Origin of the sequence: Microcoleus sp. N3A4, assembly GCF_036701805.1 — a bacterium.
Classification (GTDB): domain Bacteria; phylum Cyanobacteriota; class Cyanobacteriia; order Cyanobacteriales; family Microcoleaceae; genus Microcoleus.
This window is the reverse complement of record NZ_JAUBRJ010000060.1, coordinates 26,932-50,346: the sequence shown is the minus strand read 5'-3', so window position 1 is coordinate 50,346 and position 23,415 is coordinate 26,932. Positions and strand designations below refer to the sequence as shown.

The 23,415-nt window shown below is 43.4% G+C and carries 25 protein-coding genes; 9 read left to right on the top strand and 16 right to left on the bottom strand.

Translation table 11 applies throughout. The annotated features are described in order from the left end of the window. Positions 1–69: 69 nt before the first annotated feature. The gene (locus QUA56_RS27215; protein ID WP_333364237.1) at positions 70–1,419 is read right to left on the bottom strand and encodes a relaxase/mobilization nuclease domain-containing protein; all 1,350 of its coding nucleotides are present in this window, start codon (positions 1,417–1,419) and stop codon (positions 70–72) included. A gap of 53 nt (positions 1,420–1,472) precedes the next feature. Further along, positions 1,473–1,778, bottom strand: a complete 306-nt coding sequence (locus QUA56_RS27210) for a hypothetical protein (protein WP_333364234.1) — start codon at positions 1,776–1,778, stop codon at positions 1,473–1,475. 37 nt (positions 1,779–1,815) lie between these two features. On the opposite strand from QUA56_RS27210, the gene QUA56_RS27205 reads away from it, so the two are divergent. The 7 genes from QUA56_RS27205 (at position 1,816) to QUA56_RS27175 (ending at position 6,641) form a co-directional block, all read left to right on the top strand. Next, a complete protein-coding gene (locus QUA56_RS27205) occupies positions 1,816–1,977 on the top strand; it encodes a hypothetical protein (RefSeq protein WP_333364233.1) in 162 nt (53 codons plus the stop codon). Positions 1,978–2,247: 270 nt separating this feature from the next. Next, positions 2,248–2,379 (top strand): hypothetical protein, encoded by a 132-nt coding sequence (locus QUA56_RS27200; RefSeq protein ID WP_333364230.1) that lies wholly within the window; start codon positions 2,248–2,250, stop codon positions 2,377–2,379. A gap of 233 nt (positions 2,380–2,612) precedes the next feature. After that, positions 2,613–3,794: a ParM/StbA family protein gene (locus tag QUA56_RS27195; RefSeq protein ID WP_333364228.1), complete on the top strand. Its 1,182-nt coding sequence runs from the start codon at positions 2,613–2,615 to the stop codon at positions 3,792–3,794. Further along, entirely contained in the window at positions 3,787–4,254 is a 468-nt protein-coding gene (locus QUA56_RS27190; protein WP_333364225.1) for a hypothetical protein, read from the top strand. Before QUA56_RS27195 ends, QUA56_RS27190 begins: the two co-directional genes overlap by 8 nt. A gap of 55 nt (positions 4,255–4,309) precedes the next feature. Next, entirely contained in the window at positions 4,310–5,155 is an 846-nt protein-coding gene (locus tag QUA56_RS27185; protein WP_333364222.1) for a mobilization protein, read from the top strand. Further along, the gene (locus tag QUA56_RS27180) at positions 5,152–5,835 is read left to right on the top strand and encodes a DUF6753 family protein (RefSeq protein ID WP_333364219.1); all 684 of its coding nucleotides are present in this window, start codon (positions 5,152–5,154) and stop codon (positions 5,833–5,835) included. Before QUA56_RS27185 ends, QUA56_RS27180 begins: the two co-directional genes overlap by 4 nt. 215 nt (positions 5,836–6,050) lie before the next feature. Continuing rightward, on the top strand, positions 6,051–6,641 hold the full coding sequence (locus tag QUA56_RS27175) for a hypothetical protein (RefSeq protein ID WP_333364217.1): 591 nt from the start codon (positions 6,051–6,053) through the stop codon (positions 6,639–6,641). Between the two features lie 186 nt (positions 6,642–6,827). Here the strand turns inward: QUA56_RS27175 and QUA56_RS27170 are convergent, their stop codons facing one another. From QUA56_RS27170 to QUA56_RS27155, 4 genes are all read right to left on the bottom strand, one after another. Next, positions 6,828–7,259, bottom strand: coding sequence for a hypothetical protein (locus tag QUA56_RS27170; RefSeq protein WP_333364214.1), 432 nt, complete (start codon positions 7,257–7,259; stop codon positions 6,828–6,830). After that, positions 7,256–7,555: a type II toxin-antitoxin system RelE/ParE family toxin gene (locus QUA56_RS27165; RefSeq protein WP_333029199.1), complete on the bottom strand. Its 300-nt coding sequence runs from the start codon at positions 7,553–7,555 to the stop codon at positions 7,256–7,258. The genes QUA56_RS27170 and QUA56_RS27165 overlap by 4 nt, the downstream gene beginning before the upstream one ends. 97 nt (positions 7,556–7,652) lie before the next feature. After that, a complete protein-coding gene (locus QUA56_RS27160) occupies positions 7,653–9,212 on the bottom strand; it encodes an Eco57I restriction-modification methylase domain-containing protein (RefSeq protein WP_333364212.1) in 1,560 nt (519 codons plus the stop codon). After that, a complete protein-coding gene (locus QUA56_RS27155) occupies positions 9,209–9,364 on the bottom strand; it encodes a XamI family restriction endonuclease (RefSeq protein ID WP_333364209.1) in 156 nt (51 codons plus the stop codon). The genes QUA56_RS27160 and QUA56_RS27155 overlap by 4 nt, the downstream gene beginning before the upstream one ends. Before the next feature lie 219 nt (positions 9,365–9,583). On the opposite strand from QUA56_RS27155, the gene QUA56_RS27150 reads away from it, so the two are divergent. Further along, positions 9,584–10,789, top strand: coding sequence for an RNA-guided endonuclease TnpB family protein (locus QUA56_RS27150; protein ID WP_333364207.1), 1,206 nt, complete (start codon positions 9,584–9,586; stop codon positions 10,787–10,789). A 26-nt stretch (positions 10,790–10,815) separates the two neighbouring features. Here QUA56_RS27150 and QUA56_RS27145 read toward each other — a convergent pair whose 3' ends face one another. The 7 genes from QUA56_RS27145 to QUA56_RS27115 all read right to left on the bottom strand — a co-directional run bounded on the left by QUA56_RS27145 (position 10,816) and on the right by QUA56_RS27115 (position 17,372). Continuing rightward, on the bottom strand, positions 10,816–11,601 hold the full coding sequence (locus QUA56_RS27145; RefSeq protein ID WP_333364204.1) for a XamI family restriction endonuclease: 786 nt from the start codon (positions 11,599–11,601) through the stop codon (positions 10,816–10,818). A 95-nt stretch (positions 11,602–11,696) separates the two neighbouring features. Beyond that, positions 11,697–12,431, bottom strand: coding sequence for a response regulator transcription factor (locus QUA56_RS27140; RefSeq protein ID WP_333364201.1), 735 nt, complete (start codon positions 12,429–12,431; stop codon positions 11,697–11,699). Between the two features lie 90 nt (positions 12,432–12,521). Next, positions 12,522–13,601 (bottom strand): hybrid sensor histidine kinase/response regulator, encoded by a 1,080-nt coding sequence (locus QUA56_RS27135; protein WP_333364198.1) that lies wholly within the window; start codon positions 13,599–13,601, stop codon positions 12,522–12,524. Further along, positions 13,598–14,173: a hypothetical protein gene (locus QUA56_RS27130; RefSeq protein ID WP_333364195.1), complete on the bottom strand. Its 576-nt coding sequence runs from the start codon at positions 14,171–14,173 to the stop codon at positions 13,598–13,600. The genes QUA56_RS27135 and QUA56_RS27130 overlap by 4 nt, the downstream gene beginning before the upstream one ends. A 570-nt stretch (positions 14,174–14,743) precedes the next feature. Next, the gene (locus QUA56_RS27125; RefSeq protein WP_333364192.1) at positions 14,744–15,670 is read right to left on the bottom strand and encodes a ParB/RepB/Spo0J family partition protein; all 927 of its coding nucleotides are present in this window, start codon (positions 15,668–15,670) and stop codon (positions 14,744–14,746) included. Then, complete coding sequence (locus QUA56_RS27120; protein ID WP_333364189.1) at positions 15,660–16,421, bottom strand: ParA family protein; 762 nt, start codon at positions 16,419–16,421, stop codon at positions 15,660–15,662. Before QUA56_RS27120 ends, QUA56_RS27125 begins: the two co-directional genes overlap by 11 nt. A 324-nt stretch (positions 16,422–16,745) precedes the next feature. After that, the gene (locus QUA56_RS27115; RefSeq protein WP_333364186.1) at positions 16,746–17,372 is read right to left on the bottom strand and encodes a hypothetical protein; all 627 of its coding nucleotides are present in this window, start codon (positions 17,370–17,372) and stop codon (positions 16,746–16,748) included. Between the two features lie 393 nt (positions 17,373–17,765). Between QUA56_RS27115 and QUA56_RS27110 the strand changes: the two genes are divergently transcribed. Continuing rightward, on the top strand, positions 17,766–19,337 hold the full coding sequence (locus QUA56_RS27110) for a hypothetical protein (protein ID WP_333364183.1): 1,572 nt from the start codon (positions 17,766–17,768) through the stop codon (positions 19,335–19,337). Positions 19,338–19,346: 9 nt separating this feature from the next. Here QUA56_RS27110 and QUA56_RS27105 read toward each other — a convergent pair whose 3' ends face one another. The 3 genes from QUA56_RS27105 to QUA56_RS27095 are packed head-to-tail and all read right to left on the bottom strand — an operon-like array spanning position 19,347 to position 23,092. Beyond that, on the bottom strand, positions 19,347–20,333 hold the full coding sequence (locus QUA56_RS27105) for a ComEC/Rec2 family competence protein (protein ID WP_333364180.1): 987 nt from the start codon (positions 20,331–20,333) through the stop codon (positions 19,347–19,349). Then, the gene (locus QUA56_RS27100; RefSeq protein ID WP_333364177.1) at positions 20,317–21,021 is read right to left on the bottom strand and encodes a hypothetical protein; all 705 of its coding nucleotides are present in this window, start codon (positions 21,019–21,021) and stop codon (positions 20,317–20,319) included. Before QUA56_RS27100 ends, QUA56_RS27105 begins: the two co-directional genes overlap by 17 nt. Before the next feature lie 10 nt (positions 21,022–21,031). Then, positions 21,032–23,092: a sensor histidine kinase gene (locus QUA56_RS27095; protein ID WP_333364174.1), complete on the bottom strand. Its 2,061-nt coding sequence runs from the start codon at positions 23,090–23,092 to the stop codon at positions 21,032–21,034. Positions 23,093–23,415: the final 323 nt, after the last annotated feature.

The following is a 23,415-nucleotide window of genomic DNA, read 5'->3' as shown; positions in this document are numbered from 1 at the left end:
AGCGGAATGATGGGAAACTATCACGTTCCGTTTTGGAGAGCAGTGGAGGAGGCGACTCCTTCACTGACTTTAATTATTGTTTTGAACCGCTATCCAGAAAACTCCCTTTTCACTGTTGTCGCCTGCTTGATGTGAGCCTTCCCCATGACTGTCAATGGAAAATTTTCCATTGGCGTCTAAGGTGCAGGTTCCTCTGTGCTCTCCTGCAAGGGTGCGGAGTTGGAAGACAGGGCGGTTCAGGCTGTCTGCGTTTATCCATCCCCTGTCGTGTAGCAGGTCAATTAATTCGACTGGCAGACAAGCATTTTCTATCAAATTGCTTCGTACAGACTCCCAGTTAAGTGAGTCGAACCCCGATGTTTCGGGATCGTCAGGCGAGTCTAGTTCGCTTACATCTTCTGACTCAGCGATTAGAGAATCTTTGTCGGTTTCTGAGGAAGTCCCTGTACTGCTTCCTTCTCGCTCTGGTCTGTCAATATTAAAGTTACTCTGCCAGTATATTGGTGAAGAATTGCTCTCGATGCTGCTGTTCCTCATTTCATCGCAGTCATCAGTATCACTATCGGTGTTAGCGTCGCTATTTGGTTTAAAGTTTTCTGTTTCTAAAATCCCGTTCAATTCTGGCTCTTGCAATGGGGGAATGGCTTCCACATTTCTGTCAGTATTAGCAGAGTAAGTGACTCCTCTGTATTTTTGCAACCCCTTGAAAGTGTAAGCTTTGCCTAGATGAGTGCCGCTAAAAGCAATATTGCCTAATTTGTAGCTAATGCCTAATTCGCCTGCGGGGGTGGGTTCTATTTTTACACTAATGCCTTGTTCGACGAGTCGGTCAATCAAAAGAGCGATCGCGGGACTATCAACCGTTGCTAAATCAATTGCTGTTTGCAGTTGCTCCCGCGTACTAATTTCCCCCGTTCTTGCTAACCGTCGGCGTTCGCCTGTCGTGGGAGAGCGGCGTTCTTTATCAAAACTGCGTGCTGCGGGTGTTAAGTCGTACTTTTCTTCTAATTCTTCAATTAACTTTTCGCTGCGTAGGTAGTTCCAGCTATCTGATACGCAAGTTCCTCGTTCATCCAATTTGATGCGGCTGGCTGCAATGTGAATGTGGGCGTGGTCGCGGTCGGTATGGCGGATGATAGCAAATAGGTTTTTATCCAGTCCCATTCCTTCTAGATAATCAAGAGCGATCGCCCGCCATTTGGCATCGGGAATATACTCGCCAGAAGGCACGCTTAAGGTCGCATGATAAACTGGTTTTTCAACTCTAGGGTTGAGTTGTTTGGAGAACAGAAACTCCGCAGCTAATTCCTGGACATTTTCTCCTACCATATTTCCTCCAATCAGTGAAGCTCCTTCTTTGGAGAAGAGGTAATTGAGCAATGGGGTAAAAGTTTTACCGATTTTTTGCTTGCCAATCATTACTAAGCTTAAAAGTTGTGTAGTAAAAAAGTGATGATTTGTGGAGGTTTTTATTAATAATCTTCGCTAGGACATTCTAAATTTCCCTCAATATCGCTTAAATTCATTAGAAGTGGTACGTTCATTTGCTGTTGCTGTACTTGCTTGAGCAGTGCCAAAGTTTGCTCAATCAGATCCTCAAAGTTGGCTGGCTGTGTAATTTTTTCCCCCATCCATAATGCTTGTTCTGTAGCAAGGGCAATCGGTTTGAGGCGGAGGTTAAGTTCGGCTAATTTTTGGCACAAAGCTGGTTGATGTTGTTGTTTAAAAGTGTGGTATCGGAACAGACTGCTGATGCTCACCTGGAGATTTTTAGCCATTGTCTCAGCAAGTTGAAGTTCTTCTGGCGTTAGGTATATGGCTATTCTTTTGATTCGTTTGGATCTCGACATGGCTAGTTTGCTCGCTATTTGGTGTTGGGTAACGAACTTTATCCTTCGGCTGCGATCGGGTAGCGTGCGCGGAGGGCAATCGCGCCTCAGCCACCTGCCGATCGCTTGTTGCCAGGAGTGGCTTTAACGCATGGAAACTTGATGTCAGCCTTTCCAATGGAAAATTTTCCATTGCCACAGGGGCTCAGACTCTGGTTTGGTTGGGTTCGACTCGCGTAGGAATTTCTAGTGGAAAATTTTCCATTGTCACGGAGGCCGAGATCCAGATTTGGCTGAACTTAACAGGCGTGGGAATTTCCAATACACATCTCCGAAAATCAATGATGCGTGCTCTTCCACTTTTGCTTGTATACCCGATCGCCCTTGTCTCTACATCTTTTTTCGAGATGTCTGTCTAATGGAAAATTTTCCATTGAACAGCGACAGGCTGGCAGCAGCGCTCTCCTCAGAGGGGTACTATCCCGTTAGAGAAAGCAGTTTGCACGCACCTCTGACACAGCTTGCTACCAAAAGCTTTGTCCCAGCCTAAGCCGTGAGTCCGATTTTTGTAGATGCTGGAATTCAGACAACTGGCTGAGGGAGGGGAGGTTTTAGGAGGGGTTAATAAGTAGTAAGTGCGTTTTAATCCTTGAATAGTTGTTGTTTTACAGCCTCCTTTTGAGGTGGCACGCTTGGCTTAGCGTAAGGGTTATTTCTGCACGTCCAAACTTACAGGGCTGTTTGTTTACCACTCTTAAAACTTCAATTAGGAAGACCTGCGATATGAGCGAAACTACTATCGAAACTATCTGGCCTCAAGCGATCGCGGCCTGCGATTACGGGGGGTCAGCTACCAAAATTCTCTACGCAGGGGCAAAGAATCAAATTCGATTGCTCTGCATGGAACCGGAGGTCGTATCTGTACCGCAGGAATCTATTTTGGCTTACGGCAGAGACCAATTGGGGTCAGCCGAGCCTGAGAATACGGCTTGGGTTGCCTTTAGAAACGATTACAGGGCAGTGGGGTATTTGGCAAAAGAGAGGTTTCACGCCAATGCCGGCCTTTCGGAGCTCAAATACGAGAGGGCGCTGCACAAAACTCTGGCGGCGATGTGGGCGATTAAGGAAAAGCTGAATTTGCCTGCGAAATTTACGGCGGCGATCGCCGTGTTGTTGCCACCGGGGGAATATGAAGACCGGGGGAGGTTCGAGCGGGTGCTGCGCGAAGCTTTAGCAGATTACCAAACTCCTACAGGTCAGATGAGCGTGGAATTGTTGGCGTTTAACTGCAAGCCAGAGGGGGGTGGCATTTACCTGATGCACAACAAGAAAGTCGGCTCTGTTTTGAAAGAGCGGGTGTGCGCGATCGCCATGATTGGCTACCGCAATGCTAGCCTGCTGGTTGTTCAGCGGGGGGATGTTAGACCTGGAAAAACGAGCGATTTGGGCTTCATCCGCATGGTGGAGAGGGTGGTAGCTAGGACTTCAGGGCAAACTGCTGAGCGATTGACTCCCGCGATCGCCGCAGCGGGTTCTGAGTTTAAGGCAGCTTCTTTGATGCGGTTGGCTCGCAGCACGACTAAGCAAGGGCGGGCGGAAGAAGTACAGCAGATGATAGCAGCAATCAAAGAGGCGCGGCCTGAATATGTGCGGAGTCTTACCAGTTGGTTGGATGAGAATTTGCCGCCGGATTGCGATGAATTGGTGTTCTGTGGTGGGACGGCTGATTATCTCCGTAAAGAGTTAAACGAACATTACGATCGCTTCCCGATTATTTGGAATGCCGATGTTGCTATGCCATCTATTTTGGCAAAGAAAGGGTTTGAAAATCGCCTCAATGATGTCTATGGGATGTTTTCGTATTTCAAGGGAAGTTTGAAAAAGCAGTTCAATTCTCAGGTAAGGGAAGACGCTGTTTGTGGGTCAAAAGATTCTGCTTTAAAGGAGATAGTGGCTCATGGCTAAGGGAAAAGAAAGGGTTGAATTTTTGTGGCGTTATCAGCCTTTTAAATCTACTCCTGATGGAGTTTTAATGTCCTATATTAAAGGCAATTTATTGTTGCCTTCGAGAGAAATGATTCTCCAAGCTCTGCGCCCTTACTGGCTGCCGTTAGCATATCTGGAAAAAGGGGATATCGATCCTATTATTTTAGGGCGGTTATTTAAAAATGCCGTCTATGTTCTGGAAAAGCAAGCTCTCTATTTGCGCGAGCGAGGCGGGCTTGAATATCCTCCTATTCATATAGGGGGAATGCCTATTTCTTCAATATCATCTTCGCGAGAATTACCTGCTGATATTGAGGAGGCAGACCACTCTATGCTGGGTGGTATGAGTAGCTTGATGTCTTCTAACCATTCCACTAGCAAATTGACTGCGGATGACTTATTTGAATTAGAGGATTTTGATGATTCAGGATTTGCGTGATTAGGCTTCAATTGTTGATTTGTTAGAAAGTAAACGTGAAATAGGGGATTGAGATATGGCAAGTAGAAGTAGGAACTCCAAGTATCAAGTTCAGCTAACAGATTCTGTGGTTAAACAGGTTGAGGAAGGAGGAGATGCAGATATGGGTACAGCGACAGAAAACTCGAATGGTTTCAAAGAGTGCGGGTTAGAGAAGGTTGAGAAGTCTGCCACTAAAATTCATCTGATTGATGGAGAGAAAGGCGGAGTTGGCAAGAGCTTATTTGCTAGGGTTTTGATTCAGTATTTCTTGGACAAGAATTTTCCGTTTTTTGCCGTAGATACCGATCGCTCTAATCCTGATGTGTCTCGAATCTATGAGAGTGTCTGCCGTGAAGCTCTGTTTAGTGAGGATGAGAAGAAGTTTTACGAAGCAGATCGGATTTTTGAATTGGCGTTTGAGAAGAGCGTGATTGTCAATTTACCGGCTCAGGTTTATCCTTTGGTGACTAAGTGGATGGGAAGGAACAATTTAATTGAGTTGGGGAAGCAGTCTCGCATTAGTTTTTGCAAGTGGTTTATTTGCACGGGTGGCTACGATAGCGTGCAACTTTTTTTGAAGTCAGTTAAGCATTTTGATAATAAGATTGCTCATGTTCTCGTCCGTAATTTGGGATTGGAGGATGATTGGAGTTCTGTGGAAGAGATGGAGGAGGTGCAGAATGCGATTAAAAAGTATGAGGTGAAGGTGATTGATTTTCCTAAGTTTTATTCGCGGGAAAGGAATGCAATTGATGCTCAGGGGATAACGTTTGATTTGGCAAGAAATAGTCAGGAACTTGGTGTGTTGGGTCGGCAGCGGATTAAGTCGTTTATGTTGTCGGCTTATGAGGCGTTTGAAACTACGGGGATGTTGCCGTGAGTTATGGTGCTGTTGATACTAAATCTTTGCTGGATATTGCTTTAGAGGGGCAATCTGAGGAGTACAGGCGCAAAGTTTTGGAGTTGGCTTTTAAGGGGAAAATTGAGCCAACTGACCCGATTTTTTTGATTTTGTTGGCTACGGGCCGATTGGAAGTGCTGATTCAAGAGAGTCCGAAACCGGAGGATTTTGAGTTGGCGTTCAATCGGTGGGTGGGGCGGATTAATAAGACTTTGGCGAGTTATGAACGGGTGGCGGTTGAGAAGCAAGAGGGGCAAATTGCTGAGGCGGTTAATTCTCTGGTGCGTCAGACGGAATTGAGGAGGGTGGCGACTTCTGCGGGTTCTTTGGTAGTGGCGGCGGGTATTCTGTTGACGACGTTGGGTATCGGTGCTTTGATGGGATGGATGGGTTTACTTTGGTCGCAAGGAGGGTTTGCGCCGGGGAAAGCGGTTCATTTGACTCAGGAGCAGGCGGAGGCTTTGCGGTGGGCAAGTAGCGCTGAGGGGAAGTTTGCTCGGAATTTGATGAAGTGGAATTCGGATAGTTTGACTAATTTAGAATGTAAAAAGGATGTTCGGCGTTTGGGGGTGACTTTGGAGGTAGCGGGTAGGCCAGCTACTTCGGGGTTCTGCACTGTATGGGTTGAACCTGTGCAAAAGCGTAAATTTAGGAATTAAATGTTTGCGGTTTTATGCGCTGTAATGGCGTATTAGACTGCAACTGCGATACAATTAACAGTTAGTTTTCACATCAAGGTTATTAAGTTACTGAGATTTTCCAAACCGATAGGTTAAAGTTAAGCACAGAGAGATTCCTAGGCAAAATGAAGAGGAAATGGATTCTATATGACAAAGATGATAGGCAAGTCACCTGGCCAACTTGCATTAACAATTTGTCACGTATTAAAAATGCTATAGGGTCAGAGTTGCCAACATGGATAAAGCAGGCTTTCAATAGAAAGGGCATTTTCAATGAAGATGAAATGGTTGTTCCGATTCACCCAATTTCAGTTTTAGGACAATGTAGTACGGCTAAATACATTGACTGTCCAAATATTCCAGGACACCACATAGAAAACGCTAGAGTTTGTGGAGGGGCACGCTATCTGGATGGCATTGGAAAATATTACTGGTTTGACTTCGATCTTGTTAGTTCGGACGGGACGCTAATAAAATTGCGTATGGTGGTTAATACAGGGGATGCTGACTGCAATGATGGCTTGTGGGGAGCAGTTTGGAGACGCAATACAGGGGAGCTTGTTGCGAACATCTTGAGTAGTGGCGATATGGAAACAACAATACAAGCCGTTTCAAAGAAATGTATCGATCTGTATAAGTCTTATGATATTTGGATTCCCCTCCTTTTCACTCACAAGTATGCCAACAACCTAGAATTGGAAAAACTTGTTGACCTAGCAATTCAAATTTGTTTTTATCCGAAGGCTGAGATTACTGATACTGGAAATATAAGCCTTTGGGAGTAAGCTGTCTAAAGCACTTTGGCAAAAGCGGGTTGACGAAAGGGTTTAGTAGCTATCTCAACTACAAGCTTGTAACATAGATCGGATCGAATCAATTGAGGTAATTAAACATGAAATTAACAGCAACAATAAAAATTAAAAATCACTCCACCCATCAACAGATATTACAAAACAGAATCGCTCCTTTCTTCACCCTAACCCTAACTTCTTTCGCACCTCCTCACTACTGACAACTTTACCTGCTTTTTGCTGTTGTTTGGAGCGATCGATAATGTTTAAAAACTGAGGATTGCTACTTAAAGAAACCCTTTCAATATCAGCTATAGCTACCAAAAGAGCTACAGGTTTACTTTCAAATGCTGCGATCATCGGTTCTCTTCCCAAACTACGGACATAATCGGCTAATGATGCTGCACAATCTGACGGTTGTTGCTGCAAAGATTTTTTGATTAATATTAGCGAATCTGGACTTGTTGCTAAGGGTAAATTTTCTAAGTCGGCGATTGGTGTTAGGACAGCTACAGGAGTTCCCTTGATGGTAACAAGCAATGGCTCTTTCCCCAAAAATTGAATATATTTACCCAACGATTCAGTTGCTTGTGCGAGTTCTACTGATTTCATAGTTCAATTTCCTCCTGACCGATCCGAACTCGGTTGCGGTTCTTGACTCCAACTGCTTGAATATAGACTACAGAAACTGTATTTTCTTCTACATCGTAGTACACCCGTAAATTTCCGATCCGCAATTCCCAGGTTGCTAAACTGTTAGGTTCCATCGGTTTGCGATTTCTTGTCTCAATTAGGGGTTCATATTTTAGTTGTTCGTCTACAGTATCTAATACAGTTCGTTGCTGCCGAGTTGTTAAAAATTTTAGATGCTCAATAGCAGCGTCAGCATATTCAATTTGATAACTCAACGATCCTCATCTCAATGTTAATAACATATCCAAACATTCGTCTTTCTCCACGCCACCCGACATAAAACATCAGATAGCGATCGTGCTCAGTTCTTACTTATAGCTCAGGTACGCTTCTTTTGGGTAAAATCTCCAGTATCCTTTCAGCTAGAGCATTACCCAATTCCCTCGGTTCCAGCTTATGCAGCCCACCCCCATAAACGCGACCCTCACCCATCAATGCCTCATCAGAAATGCGATCAAGCGCCTGCCACACCTCTTTCAGCAATTCTGGCTTCTCTAAAAGGACTTTGGCAAGAGCGGGTTTAGGATACAGCATTAAATAGACATTGGTAGCCGTCGCCCTTGAATGATTCAGAATAAATCGAAAAGGTCTACCTCTACCAGTATCCTGACGACCCATATAGGTACAGAGCAACGGGGAAGGAAGACGCTTTTCCTGTGAGTACCATGGAGAGCGATGCTTGCACAGGTAGCGATCGCAAATTCCCTGTTTTACTCCCACCTGCAAATATTCCCAAAGCGACGGATACTTAGCTTTCACCTCCAAAGGGGGCAAATCGCACGATAGTAAGAATAATCGACGATCGAGAATCGGATTTCCCAAGTCATTTGCTTCAATTTCATCCAATGATAACAGTCGGGGACTGGGCAAAACCTGCTTGAGAAATTCAAAGGGCAATTGGTAAGCAGAAACTTGCTCTGGTGTCAACACAAAAAAATTGTTTGCTCCCGTCGCCAGTCCCCGTTTGATAGTGAATAAGTCCTTAAGTTTCAACGGCTGCTCTTGAGAATTCATGCTGCCAGACATCAGTCCAAACTTAGTCCACTTAGCTGCACTGCGTAGCGACTCCACCGACACGATCAGCGACATTTTAGATGCTGTCAAACTCCCTCCATAGGTAAACTCAACAGCATGATTAGCAGGTGGCAAAGCTTTCTTAAACCAAACCACTGCTGACGTACATAGTGCATCTTCAAACTGCACCTCAGCAGGATCGAAACAGTGAATTCGCAGTAGAGTAACGCGATTTAGTAAGTAATCCTTAATTTGCTGTCCGTAATTCACATCCATAAATCCACTGGGAATCAGCCACCCCGCTAAGCCGCCAACAGCCATACTCGCATCCGCAATGCACAAAAAATGGCAGTAAAGACTAGCCAACTGACTGAGTTTAACTCCCGCTGTTTGCTGTGCTAGCTGTTGCAGCCGCAGCTTTTCAAGTCGATTCAAATGATGGTGTCGGACATAGGGAGGATTGCAAATGACTAAGTTAGCTTTTTCCTCGTCAGAGTTAGGTGGTGTCGCTTGCGTAAAGTCAGCGATATTCAGATGTAACGAAGTGTCACTCCAAAGCTTAATCGCTTCGTTTCCGTAATGGGGGTCAATTTCATAGCCGACTGCTTTAACAATTTGCGATCGCCCAAATTGCTGCAATAATGCCGAGTAAAAAGAACCTGTACCAAAAGCCGGGTCGAGAAAACGAATCTTAATATCTGACGGCAACAGCATTGAAGCATATTTGATAATATCTGCTGCCAGTGTTGGAGGCGTAGCAAACTGACCTAGCTTATTTCGCTGAGCTTGAGTTCTAGCTTCATCCAGTTGCGATTGCCGCAACATTCGTGTCAATTCAATTGTTGCAGTTACATTCATATTTCAAATAACGCTAAATCATCAATCCGATGTTCCCAAACCCAGTCAATTCCTTCGGCCGCTTCGTAACCCAAATAGCCACTGTCAAAGTAACCGCAAAGAAACAAAATAAAACGCACGTTATTGCCGTAGTTACTCCTCAATTGAGTCATTTTAACTAGACAGACGGGAATTTCCCCGCTATAGGTGTACTCATCTTAGTGGCGGGACGGGCGGGCCGCGTGTGAGCGATTGCCCCGCCGAACAAATTGACTCTTCATAGCTCTTGAGATAGCTCTTGAGATAGAGGGGGGATATGAGTAATTGAACAAATCTATTGTACTTTCCTAGTATCCTTGATACAATATTAGCAGAGATATTAATAAGCGATAATGTATCAAGCCTATAAGTTCCGAATCTACCCAACAGCCGAGCAGCAGACGTATTTTGCGGGTGCTTTTGGTTGTTGTCGTTGGTTTTGGAATTATAGTTTGAACAAGAGCCAGCAAACCTATAAAGATACTGGTAAAGGACTGAGCAGAAGTGTAATTCAAGGATTACTTCCGAATCTCAAAAAGGAATACCCTTGGTTGACAAATGCCTACTCTCAGTCACTCCAAGTAGTTGCGCTAAATCTATCTACTGCCTACAAAAACTTCTTCGAGAAACGAGGTGGGTTTCCCAGCTTCAAATCAAAGCATGGTAGGCAGTCAATTAGTTATCCTCAGAACGTCAAAGTAGGTGATAGCTCCATCAAGTTACCAATTATTGGTGAGGTGCATTGTCGGATTCATCGACCCTTAGATGGCACGGTCAAAACAGTTACTATTTCTAAAAATACTGATGGTAAATACTATGCTTCTATTTTGGTTGATGATGGGCAAGAGACCCCTGAAGGTAATCTAGAAGGCAAGGCAATTGGCTTGGATGTAGGATTGATTGATTTTTGCATCACAAGTGATGGCAGTAAATATGTCAATCCCAAGCACCTCAAGAAACACAGTCGCAACTTAAAGCGTAAGCAGCAGAAGCTAAGTCGTAAACAAAAGGGAAGTAATACCAGACACAAGGCTAAGAAATTAGTAGCTAAAGTTCATTCAAAAATAAAAAGAGTACGCGAAGATTTTCTGCACAAGCTATCCCGCAAGATAGTAGACGAAAACCAAGTTATTGCAGTAGAAAATCTCAACGTCAAAAGCATGATACGCAATCACTGTCTAGCTAAAGCTATTAGCGATGCTGGATGGGGGATGTTTGGAACAATGCTCAAGTATAAAGCTGAAAAACTAGGTAAGATATACATTGAAATAGATCGATTTTTCCCCAGTTCTAAGACTTGCAATAATTGTCTCCACAAAGTATCAGAAATGCCCTTGAACGTTCGTCATTGGGATTGCCCTAAATGTCACAACCGCAACGATAGGGATATCAACGCGGCGAAAAACATTCGGGATGAAGCCTTGCGGGTTTTGGCATTGGGAACCAGTGCTGCTGCCAATGGACGGAATGTAAGTCAACCTGGGAAGATTTCGGTTTTGTCAGATGCTGTTTCGGTTGAAATTGGAAGCCCCTTTCATAGTGGTACTCCACTTGAATGAGGTAGTTCACTAGCTTCTTCCTTGCGTCACTTATTGGGATTGGTATAGTCACCGGCAGATTTCGCTTCAATCAGTAACGGGAATTCACCAGGGCTCGAATTAATTGGCGCAATCGCAACGTCAATAGGGATATTAATTTGTTTGCTGCCGGACTGTAAAAGTACCGGAATATTGAGCCGAAACGAGAAAGTCCCAGGCTGCATGGTTTCAAAACTTAATCCGGCTCCTCCTCTAACATAGGAATAATCGCGCTGTTCCAGCCATTGCTTAATCATAGCAAGCTGCCTTCGTTCTTGAGCGTTACGAACGATCGGGTCAGAAATAGCACCGCAAAGGCGATCGGCAACAATTGTCGCTGCTCTTTGAACTTCAGTCTCCGTTGGCTGCTGTCCGCTTTCTAGCCAAGGAAAAATATCTTTGTCGAGCAGCCGTGCAATAATTTGACTGATTTTTGTTAGTTCAGCATCCAGAGTTGTAATGTCTGCCCGGGGCGGAATTCGCTGTTTTTCTTCCATATTTTTGACCAGGTTTGGCGACACTCCTGCTAAACCGATCAGGCGATCTCGCGCAATTGGCGGCGCTGCCGCCATGCGTAAAATGGGCAAAACCTCTGGATGCTGTCGCAGCAGGGCGGACGTGATGTTGCTCAGATTGGCTGTCTCTGCTAGGGCGGATTTAACTTGTTGAGTTGTAACAATGCGAGTGTCGCGGTAGGCTTTTGGAGCGAACAGCATGAACCAATTGTTATAAAAGTCTACCGACAGAGCAATATCGGGTTTCCACAAGTGTGGTTTGTCGGCATTAACTGGCACTGCACCTCCTCTAATCGCGACCCTCGCCTAAATAGCTTAGATTGCTGGAACGTCTCTGTTGTATTATCCACCAAGCGGTTGCTCTTGAAGCGGATTTAGTCAACTAAACCCGCGCGAAGGGCTCTGACAGCCGCTTGAGTGCGATCGTCGCAAGACAGCTTATTAAGGATGTTACGCACATGAGTTTTCACAGTACCGAGAGAAATGTATAGCTGCTTGCAGATTTCCTCATTGCTGCAACCTTCGACAATCAACTCTATAACCTCTTTTTCTCGTTCTGTTAAAGGGTTCGCCATTAACAACTGACTGTATTCTGGCTCGACTCCATTGATTGACACAGTGGAAATAGTTGCTGAATTAACAGATTCCTTGAAAGGATTATTCATGCGAGCCAAAACGATTCTGGCAATTGAAGAATCGATCCAGTTTTCGCCAGCGTTTGTCTCAACAACGGCTTCCACTAACTTTTCAAAACTGACATCTTTCATGCAGTAAGAGTCGGCTCCCGCTGCAAAAGCTGCCAGCACCGATTCTTCGTTATCCTGCATAGTCAAAATCAACACTTTCGGTTGGTTATCCACGCTGGGGGTTTTTGGAGTTTGTATGTATTCTTTGAACCTTTTGGTCAGTTCAATTCCGTCTACCAACCCCGGTAGTCCGATATCAACGATCGCTACATCAGGCAGGGTTTTCTCCAGTAAAGTTATCCCTTGCAGGCCGTTAGCTGCTTCTCCGATAAATTCGAGTTCTTCGCAGTCTTCTAAAGCTGCTTTGATTCCAGCCCTTGTCAGGTGGTGGTCTTCAATTAAGGCAACACTAATTTTATTCATGGTTTGTTTAAAGAAAGGACAATTGTACTTCAGCGACACCAGTGTGTCCAAGGTAGAACGTATGCGCTCTTTTGTATCCAAACAAAACTTTTAGAGTGAGATGGGGAGCCGTACAGTAAATGTGCTGCCTTGGCCCACCGTTGATGTCACGTCAATGCTGCCAGAATGGGCTTCTACAATCCGGCTTGACAAATGCAGTCCCAGGCCGCAACCTGCTCTAGCATGGTTTCCGGTGCGGAATCTTTCAAACAACGTGGCTTGTTCTGAGGTTCTGATGCCGGGGCCGGTGTCTGCTACGCTAATGCTTACCGACTTGGCATCTGGACGGACAACGACTTTCACACAACCAAAATCGGTGAATTTAATGGCATTTCCGACTAAGTTGGTGATGACTCGGCGGAGTTCAAGGCGATCGCCCTCAATCCGCAGCGGTTGCGAGTCTGACTCGTCGAAAGTTAGGACAAGTCCTTTATCAATAGCCACAGCCTCCTGTTCCTTAACGACTTCTTTGACCAGTTTTTTGAGGTCAAAGGGGGCGATCGCCAGAGTTTTGCAACCAGATTCAAATCGGTGAACCTCTAGTAAAGTATTGACTAACGAAAGCAAATTTTGGTTACTGTTGCCGATCGTGGCGATCGCCTCTACCGCTTGAACGGGCAGTTCACCGAATTTCCCTCGTTTGAGCAGGGTCAGCATTCTATCAGCGGCAACTAGGGGAATCCGCAAGTCGTGGGTAAGACGAGCCACAAAATCCTCTCGTGCCTTTGTCATTTCCAGCATCGCATCTATGCTGTGTTTGAGCCGGAGGAGGCTGCGGACGCGAGCCAGCAAATCATTTACCTGGATGGGCTTGCAAACAAAATCGTCAGCGCCCAAGTCGAGTCCATCTGCTATGGTCATTGAGTTGTCAGCCGCAATTAACAGAATGGGGATAAAGGGAAGTTGAGGATTTGAGCGAATTCTGTAAGTCACTTCGTAACCGTCTACTTCTGGCATCATTACATCCAACAGGAGTAAATCTGGTGGCGACTCCTCAACCTTAGTTAAAGCATCAAGTCCGCTGGAGCTCGTGCTGACGCAGTAGCCTTCTTCTGAGAGAATAGCCTGCATAATAAATAAGTTGTCAGTTGTATCGTCAACCGCCAAGATTTTACTGGGTTTATCTCTCATTGCCCTGAATTTTTCTCCCGCCTCCATCCAAAGCTTACGAAGGAGTCCATATCTTCTGACTCAGCCTTTTGGCGGATAAAACTTAAAAACTGTTGATAATCTTGAAGCTGCTTGGATTCTTCCAACTTTCGCTGTTTTCTGATTCGCAGCAAGTAGTCTTTGAGGCGAACGTACCGCCAACCAACTTGAAACCCCAGTTCGTATATTTGAGTTGCTTTTGGATTCGCGCTCGCTTTGAGTAAGGTTTGTGCGACCATTGGCGAGTGGAAGTCACAAATTGTTCTCCTGCTATGTTTTCCATCCTTGCAACCTCTCCAAAACGCTTGGCTGTTAGTTGAAGTGTGGATGGAAATCTTGTACTCTTGCAGCATCGATTCAAGCCAATCTAAGTCTTGTTTTCTGTCGTTTGAGAGCGAATCGTTGGGCTGGTACTTGTTCCAAGCGCGGGCAAAAGCATTTAGCGACTTTTGAAAATCTGCCAAAAAACAGTCTAACAGGGTTTGATACTTTGACGATGGTGAAAGTCGGCTGCGGTTTGAAAGAGTGTGAGTTTGTGGCATAACTGTCAACATAAGCAAAACAGGGTTTTAGTTGGCTTTTTTCGATTTCATCTCATGTCTCCAACCTATCAACTGCCAAGCTTAAGCGAGTTCTACCTAAAAGCTGATTTTTCATTCAATAATGTTGATTAAGATGCTTGTTAGCGCGACTTTTCTTTTTAGAGGAATAGTTGTAGGACTTACACATTGACAAAATGATTATATAGATGTCAACAGGGTTCGATGGGAAGATGGAGTTAGTGATCAATACTCCGGACAGTTTTTGGAACGATACTACAAGCTTACGCGGGGCAAGGAGGATCGTAAAAAAGTCGAATTAAATGTAAGTCAGGGGTGGAGCTGACATTGATTTAATTATCCACAGGGGCTGCGAAGTCAAGCGAGCATAAGCCATTGGGCCATATAAAAACTGTCCGGACTATTGTGAATTGAGAACTTCAAAAAATAATCACGGTTGCTAACTCCAGTCAAAGGATTGATTAAAGTTAGGCGATCGCAGAGCTATCAGAGGTACTCACAATACAATCATTTTGTCAATGCGTAAGTCCTAAGTTGTTCCCTCCAGTATTGCTAAGCTTTTTTCTAATCTGCTAAGACGGATTCTAGCTCTGTTAGGATTTTTTGGAGGCGCTTCTGCTTCTTTGGATCGCTCCAAGCTTTGGACTTGTTCGCTTTTGTTAAAGCTCCCTTTATTTGGCTTTTGAGATTTTCTTCCGGTTCTTCTCCCGAAGTACCTGCCTTTAAATCGGCGATGCGCTCTTTAATCTGAGTTAAAGATAGACTAAGAGAGATCGCCGATTCTAGAAGCGACTTTCTTGCCTGCTCGTTTTTAACTTTGGCGATCGCTCGCGCCTTGGTGTATTCGATCTGACCCTGGCGCAGGGATTCTTGAATGTCTGTCGGCAGCTTCAGCAGTCCCAGCCTGTTGCTGACGAAAGACTCCCATGACATCCGCCCCAATTCGCTAAAAACCTTGACTACTATTTGCATTTCATGATGAATGATAACGTTATCATTCATCCTCTGTACGTCATTTTGCATCCGGTAGAGCAGCCGCACCACCTCTTCTAGATCGTATTCGAGGTGATGGGAGAGCAGTTGCAAGATACCCTCAGTTTCTTCGACTGGGTTGAGGTCTTCCCGCTGCAGGTTCTCAACTAATGCGACGCGCAGAGCTTGCTGTTGTGTCAAGTCCCGAATGATCGCAGGGACTTCTGTTAATCTTAATTCTATAGCAGCTCTATACCGCCTTTCGCCTGCTACTAACTCGTATTTATCCTCTCCCAAAGGACGGACTAATAAAGGTTGGAGAATTCCATCAGTTTTTACTGACTCAACCAAAGCCTGCATCGCTTGGGAGTCGAAGTATCGGCGAGGTTGAGAAGATGGAAGCTTGATCGACTCAATCGAGAGCAGTTTTTCTGCCGTTGGTTCTGCTACCTCATCATCTCCAAACAAAACGCTCAAATTTGCCTTACCTTTATAGGGCTGGTCATTCTTACTTGACATTGAGTTTCTCCATCTTGGCTGCTAGCTGGTCTAATATTTTGACAACGGGATTTTTAGGTTCGTAAACAGCAAGCGGGACTTGTTTCTCGGAAGCATCCGCAAAAGCAGTTATGCGCGGGATGGGAGTGTAAACGGGGCCGAAGGTCGTAAACTGTTCGCTGATAGCCTTGAGAGTCCGCTTGTCCTGAGAGTTGGCAGCAGCATAGCGGGAGGGAACAAAACCAGCTATCTGCAAAGAGCGGTTTCCTTTCTTTCTGATTCTCGCTACTGTTTGCAACAGGAGGTTGGTGCCCTCAAAGGCTTTGTAGTGAGTCTCAACGGGGACTAAGACGTGAGTAGCGGCTACCAGGCTGATGTAGCTGAGCAACCCTAAACTGGGAGGGCAATCTATGAGGATGAAGTCGTAGTTGTTTTGAATTGGGGCGATCGCATCTTTGAGGCGAACTTCCCGAAAATCCATGTTAACCAGTTGAATTTCAGCCGCGCTGAGGTTGATGTTGGTAGGAGCCAAATCCATACCGTGAATGCCCGTGTGGATGGACATAGGCTCCTCATTGACAATGGCATCAAACACAGTTTTATCCAAATTTTGAGAGTCAATCCCCATGAAAAGTGTCAGAGAACCTTGAGGATCGATATCGATAAGAAGAACCTTGTGGCCTCGCTTAGAGAGGTGGTAGCCGAGATTGAGCGCGATCGTGGTTTTCCCCACACCGCCGGCTTGGTTGAACAGCGAGATGATCTTTGTCATGAATTGCCCTCCGGTAGCGTGCCACCATAGTTCCACTCTTGCGTGCAAAAGGAGGCGGCGGTTAAAACTGTAAGCATATTTGCACTCTTGTTGAAGTTTGGGGATGTCTGTACTTTAGGTATGAACCGTCACTATCCCCAGACCGTTTTGTAAAAAAACTATAGTTATACTCTCATATCACGGTGATATCTCTGAAGGCGCATTAGGAATTTTTTTATTTTTTCCCACTCCCAAAGGCAATTGGCAACAGTGACCATGCCGTTGCTGTAAAAGACAACGGCAATGCGGTCAGGTATAAATGTTGGCAGGTGACGCTAAATTCTTCTAAGCTCGCTCTTTCATTGACTTGTAGGGATAAGGATAGTTGATTGTTAGTTTAAGCGAGCCAGGAAGTACCTCTGGTTGATTAACAATGCAGTAAATGAGATATCCAGCCCGTTCTACTTCTGTCCAAGCCAAAGGCGAGAACTGGGCTGACTCACAAATGGCGCGTTTAACCAGTCCCGGTCTGCTGCGGTTCTCAAACAGAGCTTGCACAAACTGGGTGGGATTGGCTATGGCAGGAGACAGAAGCTTGCAAAATTTTCTAGGATGAACTGTCCGAAGGTAATTGATAGCAGCTTGTCCATTAAATGCTTCAACTAGAGATGGGGAAATTTGCAAGTGCTGGAGCAGCAAGTCCATATCTTCATCAGTATTGGTTACTGCCCATAAATTATCCTCGAGCCACCCCCAAACTATCTGCTCAGCCTCTTTGTGAGTTGCTACCAAAAAGCGATTTCCTTTGTAGGTAAACCCTGATACGTGGGGCAGTTGGGGGAGAGACCAGTCGGCAAAAGTGCGATCGCTGTCCAGTAGTAATAGGATGGATGCTAGTATGTGCCTCCTGCTATGCCGCAGGGGATCGGCGGGTATAGGCTGTCGAGAACTCTGTTGATGGTTAAATTGCATGGGAACGGCGTTCTCCGATTAACAGTAAAAGTTACTGATTTAAGCTAAAAGCTAAAGGCTGTAAACTCAATCCGCCGTCCTTCCTAATTTCCCACCTCAAAAGTCATCGGCAATATTAATCTTGCGGACTATTAAAATGCGATCCAAATGTAAAAACTATCATCCGAGTGGCTGTTGTTTCTTGTAATTCCAGCTAGTTATAGCAATAAGCAAAAAGCGTTTGTTCGACGGCTTTTTTTCGGAACAATACTTTTTGATAAAACAATTACTGGTTCAATGTTCTATGCCTTGAGAACTAAAGTTAGTTACAACTCCAGACGTATCGAAAGCGACAAGAGCGCATGATAGGTTGATTGCTAAAAGATCGATGCGCTTTTAGATGGCGGAATACTTATGTTTTTAGACACCATACAGAGATTTTCCCCTGAGTATATTTTGAGGCTAAAACAAATAGGGCTGGCTTTTTTTGAGAAGATAGCAACTGATCGAGCAATAGCTGGAGAAACCCAAGATTTTTACCAGGGATTACTTGCAGGATTGGATCGGGCAGTTAAATTAATAGACGAAGAAAGCGGAGTACAAACGCTTAGCCTTTTAGAAGCTAAAATAGCAACTTTTATCAATGATGGAGAAGATAACTTACCCCACCAACCTCTAAGTTCGAGTTCAGTAGAAGGCGATTGTAAGCTATCCATTTGTAGGTTGCCGGCTAGCTCCATTTCTCAACTCAGACAAATTGGAAGACAAACCGATTGCGAACTTGTTATAAAAGATTGCATCTGCATCGGCGAGACTCAAGATTTCTATCACGGCTGCCTCGCTGCTATTGATTTTGCCCTCTCCTTGGCAGGTGAGAAATATGCCTATGCTCAAATCAGTCTGGTAAAAACTAATGCAGCCAATTTCATCGAATTAAACAAAGATTGGGAGCGCCGAGTTCTTGAGCTTAAAGGATTATCCTCTTCAAATAGGCAAGATGGGCAACCAAAACAAAATTTGCTGGTTTGGCTTTCGCAAGCAGATGGTGACAATCAAGTTGGGACGCTGGGTAGTGAAGCAGAGGGCGATGACGCTGATTCGCGATCGACAGAAGCGGGGGCTTTAGATACTGAAATACAGGAGCAAGATTTAAAGAGCGATCACTCTGATTCTAGCGAACTAATCGTACCTCTTGCTTTAAGCAATTTGGCTATGTTGAAAGACCAGAATGAAAGTGAAGAGGGAGTCCGAGAACAGTTTACAGAAGAGGTAGTAAAGCTGGTAGAGGAAGAGCGCTTCGAGCTAGAGAATTTGCTATCTAGGACTTTATTAGATGGCTATCAACAGTTGAAGCTGGGGAAATGCAAGGTTATAGAAGATTGGACAGCATTTTTAGAGGAGGGTGAAGCAATTAGGGTGATTTCAGATCGAGACAGTCACATTGTGCTGCGGATTACTTTAGAGGGTGAAGTGCAAAGCGCTTTATCTTATGGCGATGCAGAGGTTTTGGGTGCAACTGTTAAAGAAAACTCTGAGGATTTGGGTAACTGGTTAAAGCCGATAATTCTGAACCCGGCAGCAGGCGATTTGAATGCTGATTCAGTACCGCCAGCAGCCACAATGGATATTCAGCAGGTAAAAATGGCTGAGTCTATTCTGCCAACGGCTCAAAGAGCTTTTGAGTATTTAATCAATTATGCACGCGATCGCGTGGAAGAGAATGATGAGTACACTCGCGTTCGGGTAGGAGATTTGTACGATCTAATCGTGGGAGAGTCGGAGGGGGTTTCGGTGTCTTCTCTGACTGTTTCTGTCCGAGGGGAGTTAATCAAGGTTCGTGGAGAAGATTTGGTTTTAGCTCAGGGGATTTCCTCTGAAGATATTGATTTTTGGGCTGTGGTGGCAGATGAGCTAGATAGGATAGAGGGGAGGAGTAGGGATTGGGAGCGATCGGAATCAGATAGTCAAAGTAGTTTTCAGCACTGAAATGAAGAGTCAAAACTTTCGACATATTGGGCTAGTTACTTGATTAACAAATTCTTTATGTAAAGTAATCTCAGGATAAGTCGTCCTGCTACCATCTATTTTGATAACAATAGTTCCTCCGCAACAACTATTACTAATAAATCCTCTAGCAGGAAGAATATTTAAATGTGTAGGCTTTGAACTAGGAACACTAGCAGCACATTGTTGAGATAATTGGGTGCATAAAATATGAGCATCTGGCACAGAAGAACGCAATCCTTCTATTATTTCTGCACGGGGATTATTGCTAAAGCGATTACGATCAATTGAGAATATGATTAGTTTTGGTTGTATGAAACTACAAACTTGCTGGGCAAATGTTTTGCTATCTCCACCACCGGATCTTCCACCATGATGAGGAAAAATAAGTATGTCAGCACTAAAACTTTTTGGGTCTTGAATCAGATTGTCAAATCCTACATTGTCAATATCTGCTGCTAGTATAGCGACTCGGTGAGAATCGTGAACTATGCCGATAACTGCTGATATTGAGTTAGACGTTAATCTCCGTCCCTGTAAATCTGTTCCTCCAGCACCACCTAAAATTAATTCAGGTGTTGGTGCAAGGACTTCGATATTAACTGAACCAATGTTTAAACTCCCAGTTTTTGTTGTTGTCAATTCTGATGAAACTTTAGTTCCCCGTTGGCGTGCGTCTTTTAAAGCAATGCGTAAAACTCGCCAAATATTACTTTCCTTAATTGCATCAGGGTTTAGATGTACGTTGTGAATTTTGATATCTTTATTTGAAAGTAAGTCAATTATACCTCCAATATGATCTGCATCAGAATGGGAAATGAGGATATGTAAAATTTCTTTAATAGATAGATTTTCAAGAGTCTCTGCCAACGTACCCCCAGGTGGACAGTCAATAACGATTAAATCATTTGCATCTCTGATTAACGTACAATTTCCATGTCCAACATCTAAAATAATCAATTCAGGCAAGTTCATCATCTTCATCTGGTTCAGGCGCTAATTCAAATTTTTCAAAATACAGGTCATCAGATTTTTCTGCTCCTGTGTTTACATGAGCAAATAAACATACATTAGGCTTTAGTGAATCCCTTAAATGTTCAGGAACAAGAATAGCTGGAAAACGAACTGCCTTATGGGGATTCCAACTGGGAACAAAAGCATCTACAACAGTTTCACCAGATTCTTGAGCAATATTAGTAATACTAACTATCGTTCTACGAGTTTTTCTGGTACTCGGTATTTTACCACAAAGTTCTGAGGTACAAATTTCTATTCCCTTAGCAATACTTGAAGCATTGGTTTCTTCTCGACTTAGTAGTACAGGTATTTTATTTCTACATTTTCTAATCGAAAAAGATGTATCCATCTCTGTAAACTGAGTTACAAGCAGGGATGGAAATTTTATATCATATAAAGCTGCTACCAATTTTGCTCCATCAAAATTAGCCAGTCCAGAATTACTTAATCGATGGTCACACACAGCACCTACAGCATTGTTGCTAAGAATAAAAGATACCATTGCATTAACATCTGTAAAATTTCCATCGAACAATAAAAATGGCTCATAACCAGCTTCTATTACATCCCAGGCAGTTGTTTCTGCTAACATTTTATCATCGTCAACTACAGCTATTATTTTATTCTTTAAAACTTTTGTTATTGCCATAAAACTCTTATTATCTACTAATTGGTAATTCTACAATAAATTCTGCCCCACCTAATTCACCTTTTGGAATTGCTTTTACCATTCCTCCAAGATCAGATACAGAATCTTTAACAATTGTCAATCCCAAACCTGTACCACCGGGTCTAGTAGTTCTCCCAGGCAACCATATTTCATCTATTTTTATATCACGGATACCAAGTCCATTATCTAAAACTTTGAGCTTCACATAACCTCCTCCAGTTTCAGTAGATATAATTATTTTGCGTCCTTCATTACATCCGCCATCCACATTAAAAGCGTTGATGCTATTTGTCAAAAGGTTTATAATAATGGACTCTAGAAGAGCAATACTTCCATAAATACAAGGTTTACCATCAATCTTAATTTTTTGAACTTGAATATTACCGTCATCAAAAAAAGGTTGAAAGATTTCAATAATATCATCAATTACGCTGTGAATATCTACAACACTTGAACGGCGTTTTTCTCGTTTTAAAAAATGCAGTGGAAAATTTGAGAACCGTAGTAATGACTGACTTACTTTATAAAGCTTTGAAACAGGGTCTTCTAAAAATTCTTGGTATTTCTCCTTTAGACTTTCTCGACCCTTATTTTCTATTCTCCTCGCTATTTTTTCAATTAATGTTACTGGTTTGCCAGATTCATGAGCAAAAACTGCTGCTGTTGTTCCTGCTGTAGCCAAACTACGATAAAGCAGAAGGTCTTCACGCAATACCTTTGTTTCACGCTCTGTTACAATTTCATATTGCTGAACAGCCCCTAGGACTTTAGGGCGAGATTCTTGAGGAACTTCTGCTTCAATAACTTCTTCGATTCTTGCTTTAGCTTCTGTAATATCATGAGGAACTTGTTTCTTAACCCTTTCTCTTTGCGTTTCAGTAACCTTAAGCCTTTCTTTAGCCATCCATTCTAATACATCAATTGCAAAGCGTTTTAACTCTAAAAATGCTTCATTTTCAATAAAACCAAGTCTATCCGTTTTTTGAAGTAACATATCTTCAGAGTCTTGGACAATCACTCTACCAATAACTGTTTTTGTAGAAGGACGTACCTCTGGATTTCTAGATCTTGCATAATTTAATTTCAACCAATCATCGTCTTGATCACCATAGGGTTTTACCCGCAGCCCACGGTGGTATAGACGAACATTTCCAGCTTGAGCAAGCCATTCTCTAACTTGTGTGGTAGACACAGAAGAATTTTTAGCTGAAAAGCTTTGAGGATTTAGTAAAAATACCCACAATTCAAATTCTGTTGGGGGTGTTTTGTAAGGTTCTTGAGAATTTACTTGAGAAAGTTTACTATGTTCTGCATGAACCCTTACTTTTCCCTGCCAGTCTAGTAAACTTGCTTCTGCAATACCACTTTCATTTATATAAGCTTTTAAATGATATTCAGCATCATCAAAATAAGCATTATTGACTTGTTTTTCAATTTCAGAAAATTCTGAAGCAATAAGTTGAAGACGGAAACCAGCCTGATTATTAAATGGATCTGCTAGCAGTAAAAGTTCCCTAGCTAGTCTTTGGATATCGCGTTTAGTGAATATTTTTTTAAGATTGCTTACTATAATGTCAGTCCCATGCCGTTTATCCGTGCTACTTTTTTGGACATTAAAAGGAACATCTTCTACTACATCAGCGTCCTTAAAATCATTCCAATTAATCGTTAAAGAATATTCAACTCTTGGCTCATCTTCAGGTCTAGTTTTCAAGATTACTTGAGAACCTTGCTGTAGAGCAGCTAATCTACCTAATCCTTTATTTCCTACAGGTAAGCGACCTAATTTGGTAACTTCACGGATAGCTTTTTTCGAGCGACCTAGCACCAGCCATCCCTCGCTAATGGCATTTTTATCCATACCAAAACCGTTATCTGAAATGATAATCGAGCCACCTATGGCGCTAGTATTGATAAGTTCTACTGTGCATTCGGTAGCATCGGCATCATAAGAGTTCTTAACCAATTCGATGATTCCTTGGTCTGGATTCGGAACAAGTTCTTCTCCCAGCCTTTGCAGAATTTTTGGTGAAAATTTAAAATGCATCATTATTTAGAAGCCTTTAGAACAGCTATGTTTTTTCGACTTTTTGTTCGCGTAGCGTGTGCTTTGCACATATAGCTAACAGTTCATCATGACGTATTTGCTGCATCTAAAGCCAATTTGGGCTTGTTTGGGCTTAAATTTTGTTTAAGTCCCCTTAGCACAGTGCCATAAGTGTGATGTTAACGTCTGTATCCCGGCTTAGGGGTGAATGGTGATCGCAAAGCTTCAGGCATCATCAGAGCAGAGTGTGCGATCGCTAACTTCAACTTTCAACAATTCCTATCGTAGTCTTACAAAAACCATAAAAACCATAAATTGCTCATTTT

Excerpts from the sequence above, each read along its gene's own strand:
- QUA56_RS27215 (WP_333364237.1), bottom strand. The coding sequence starts at position 1,419 with ATGATTGGCAAGCAAAAAATCGGTAAAACTTTTACCCCATTGCTCAAT.
- QUA56_RS27210 (WP_333364234.1), bottom strand. The coding sequence starts at position 1,778 with ATGGCTAAAAATCTCCAGGTGAGCATCAGCAGTCTGTTCCGATACCAC.
- QUA56_RS27205 (WP_333364233.1), top strand. The coding sequence starts at position 1,816 with ATGGCTATTCTTTTGATTCGTTTGGATCTCGACATGGCTAGTTTGCTC.
- QUA56_RS27200 (WP_333364230.1), top strand. The coding sequence starts at position 2,248 with ATGGAAAATTTTCCATTGAACAGCGACAGGCTGGCAGCAGCGCTCTCC.
- QUA56_RS27195 (WP_333364228.1), top strand. The coding sequence starts at position 2,613 with ATGAGCGAAACTACTATCGAAACTATCTGGCCTCAAGCGATCGCGGCC.
- QUA56_RS27190 (WP_333364225.1), top strand. The coding sequence starts at position 3,787 with ATGGCTAAGGGAAAAGAAAGGGTTGAATTTTTGTGGCGTTATCAGCCT.
- QUA56_RS27185 (WP_333364222.1), top strand. The coding sequence starts at position 4,310 with ATGGCAAGTAGAAGTAGGAACTCCAAGTATCAAGTTCAGCTAACAGAT.
- QUA56_RS27170 (WP_333364214.1), bottom strand. The coding sequence starts at position 7,259 with ATGAAATCAGTAGAACTCGCACAAGCAACTGAATCGTTGGGTAAATAT.
- QUA56_RS27160 (WP_333364212.1), bottom strand. The coding sequence starts at position 9,212 with ATGAATGTAACTGCAACAATTGAATTGACACGAATGTTGCGGCAATCG.
- QUA56_RS27155 (WP_333364209.1), bottom strand. The coding sequence starts at position 9,364 with ATGACTCAATTGAGGAGTAACTACGGCAATAACGTGCGTTTTATTTTG.
- QUA56_RS27150 (WP_333364207.1), top strand. The coding sequence starts at position 9,584 with ATGTATCAAGCCTATAAGTTCCGAATCTACCCAACAGCCGAGCAGCAG.
- QUA56_RS27140 (WP_333364201.1), bottom strand. The coding sequence starts at position 12,431 with ATGAATAAAATTAGTGTTGCCTTAATTGAAGACCACCACCTGACAAGG.
- QUA56_RS27135 (WP_333364198.1), bottom strand. The coding sequence starts at position 13,601 with ATGAGAGATAAACCCAGTAAAATCTTGGCGGTTGACGATACAACTGAC.
- QUA56_RS27130 (WP_333364195.1), bottom strand. The coding sequence starts at position 14,173 with ATGTTGACAGTTATGCCACAAACTCACACTCTTTCAAACCGCAGCCGA.
- QUA56_RS27125 (WP_333364192.1), bottom strand. The coding sequence starts at position 15,670 with ATGTCAAGTAAGAATGACCAGCCCTATAAAGGTAAGGCAAATTTGAGC.
- QUA56_RS27120 (WP_333364189.1), bottom strand. The coding sequence starts at position 16,421 with ATGACAAAGATCATCTCGCTGTTCAACCAAGCCGGCGGTGTGGGGAAA.
- QUA56_RS27115 (WP_333364186.1), bottom strand. The coding sequence starts at position 17,372 with ATGCAATTTAACCATCAACAGAGTTCTCGACAGCCTATACCCGCCGAT.
- QUA56_RS27110 (WP_333364183.1), top strand. The coding sequence starts at position 17,766 with ATGTTTTTAGACACCATACAGAGATTTTCCCCTGAGTATATTTTGAGG.
- QUA56_RS27105 (WP_333364180.1), bottom strand. The coding sequence starts at position 20,333 with ATGATGAACTTGCCTGAATTGATTATTTTAGATGTTGGACATGGAAAT.
- QUA56_RS27100 (WP_333364177.1), bottom strand. The coding sequence starts at position 21,021 with ATGGCAATAACAAAAGTTTTAAAGAATAAAATAATAGCTGTAGTTGAC.
- QUA56_RS27095 (WP_333364174.1), bottom strand. The coding sequence starts at position 23,092 with ATGATGCATTTTAAATTTTCACCAAAAATTCTGCAAAGGCTGGGAGAA.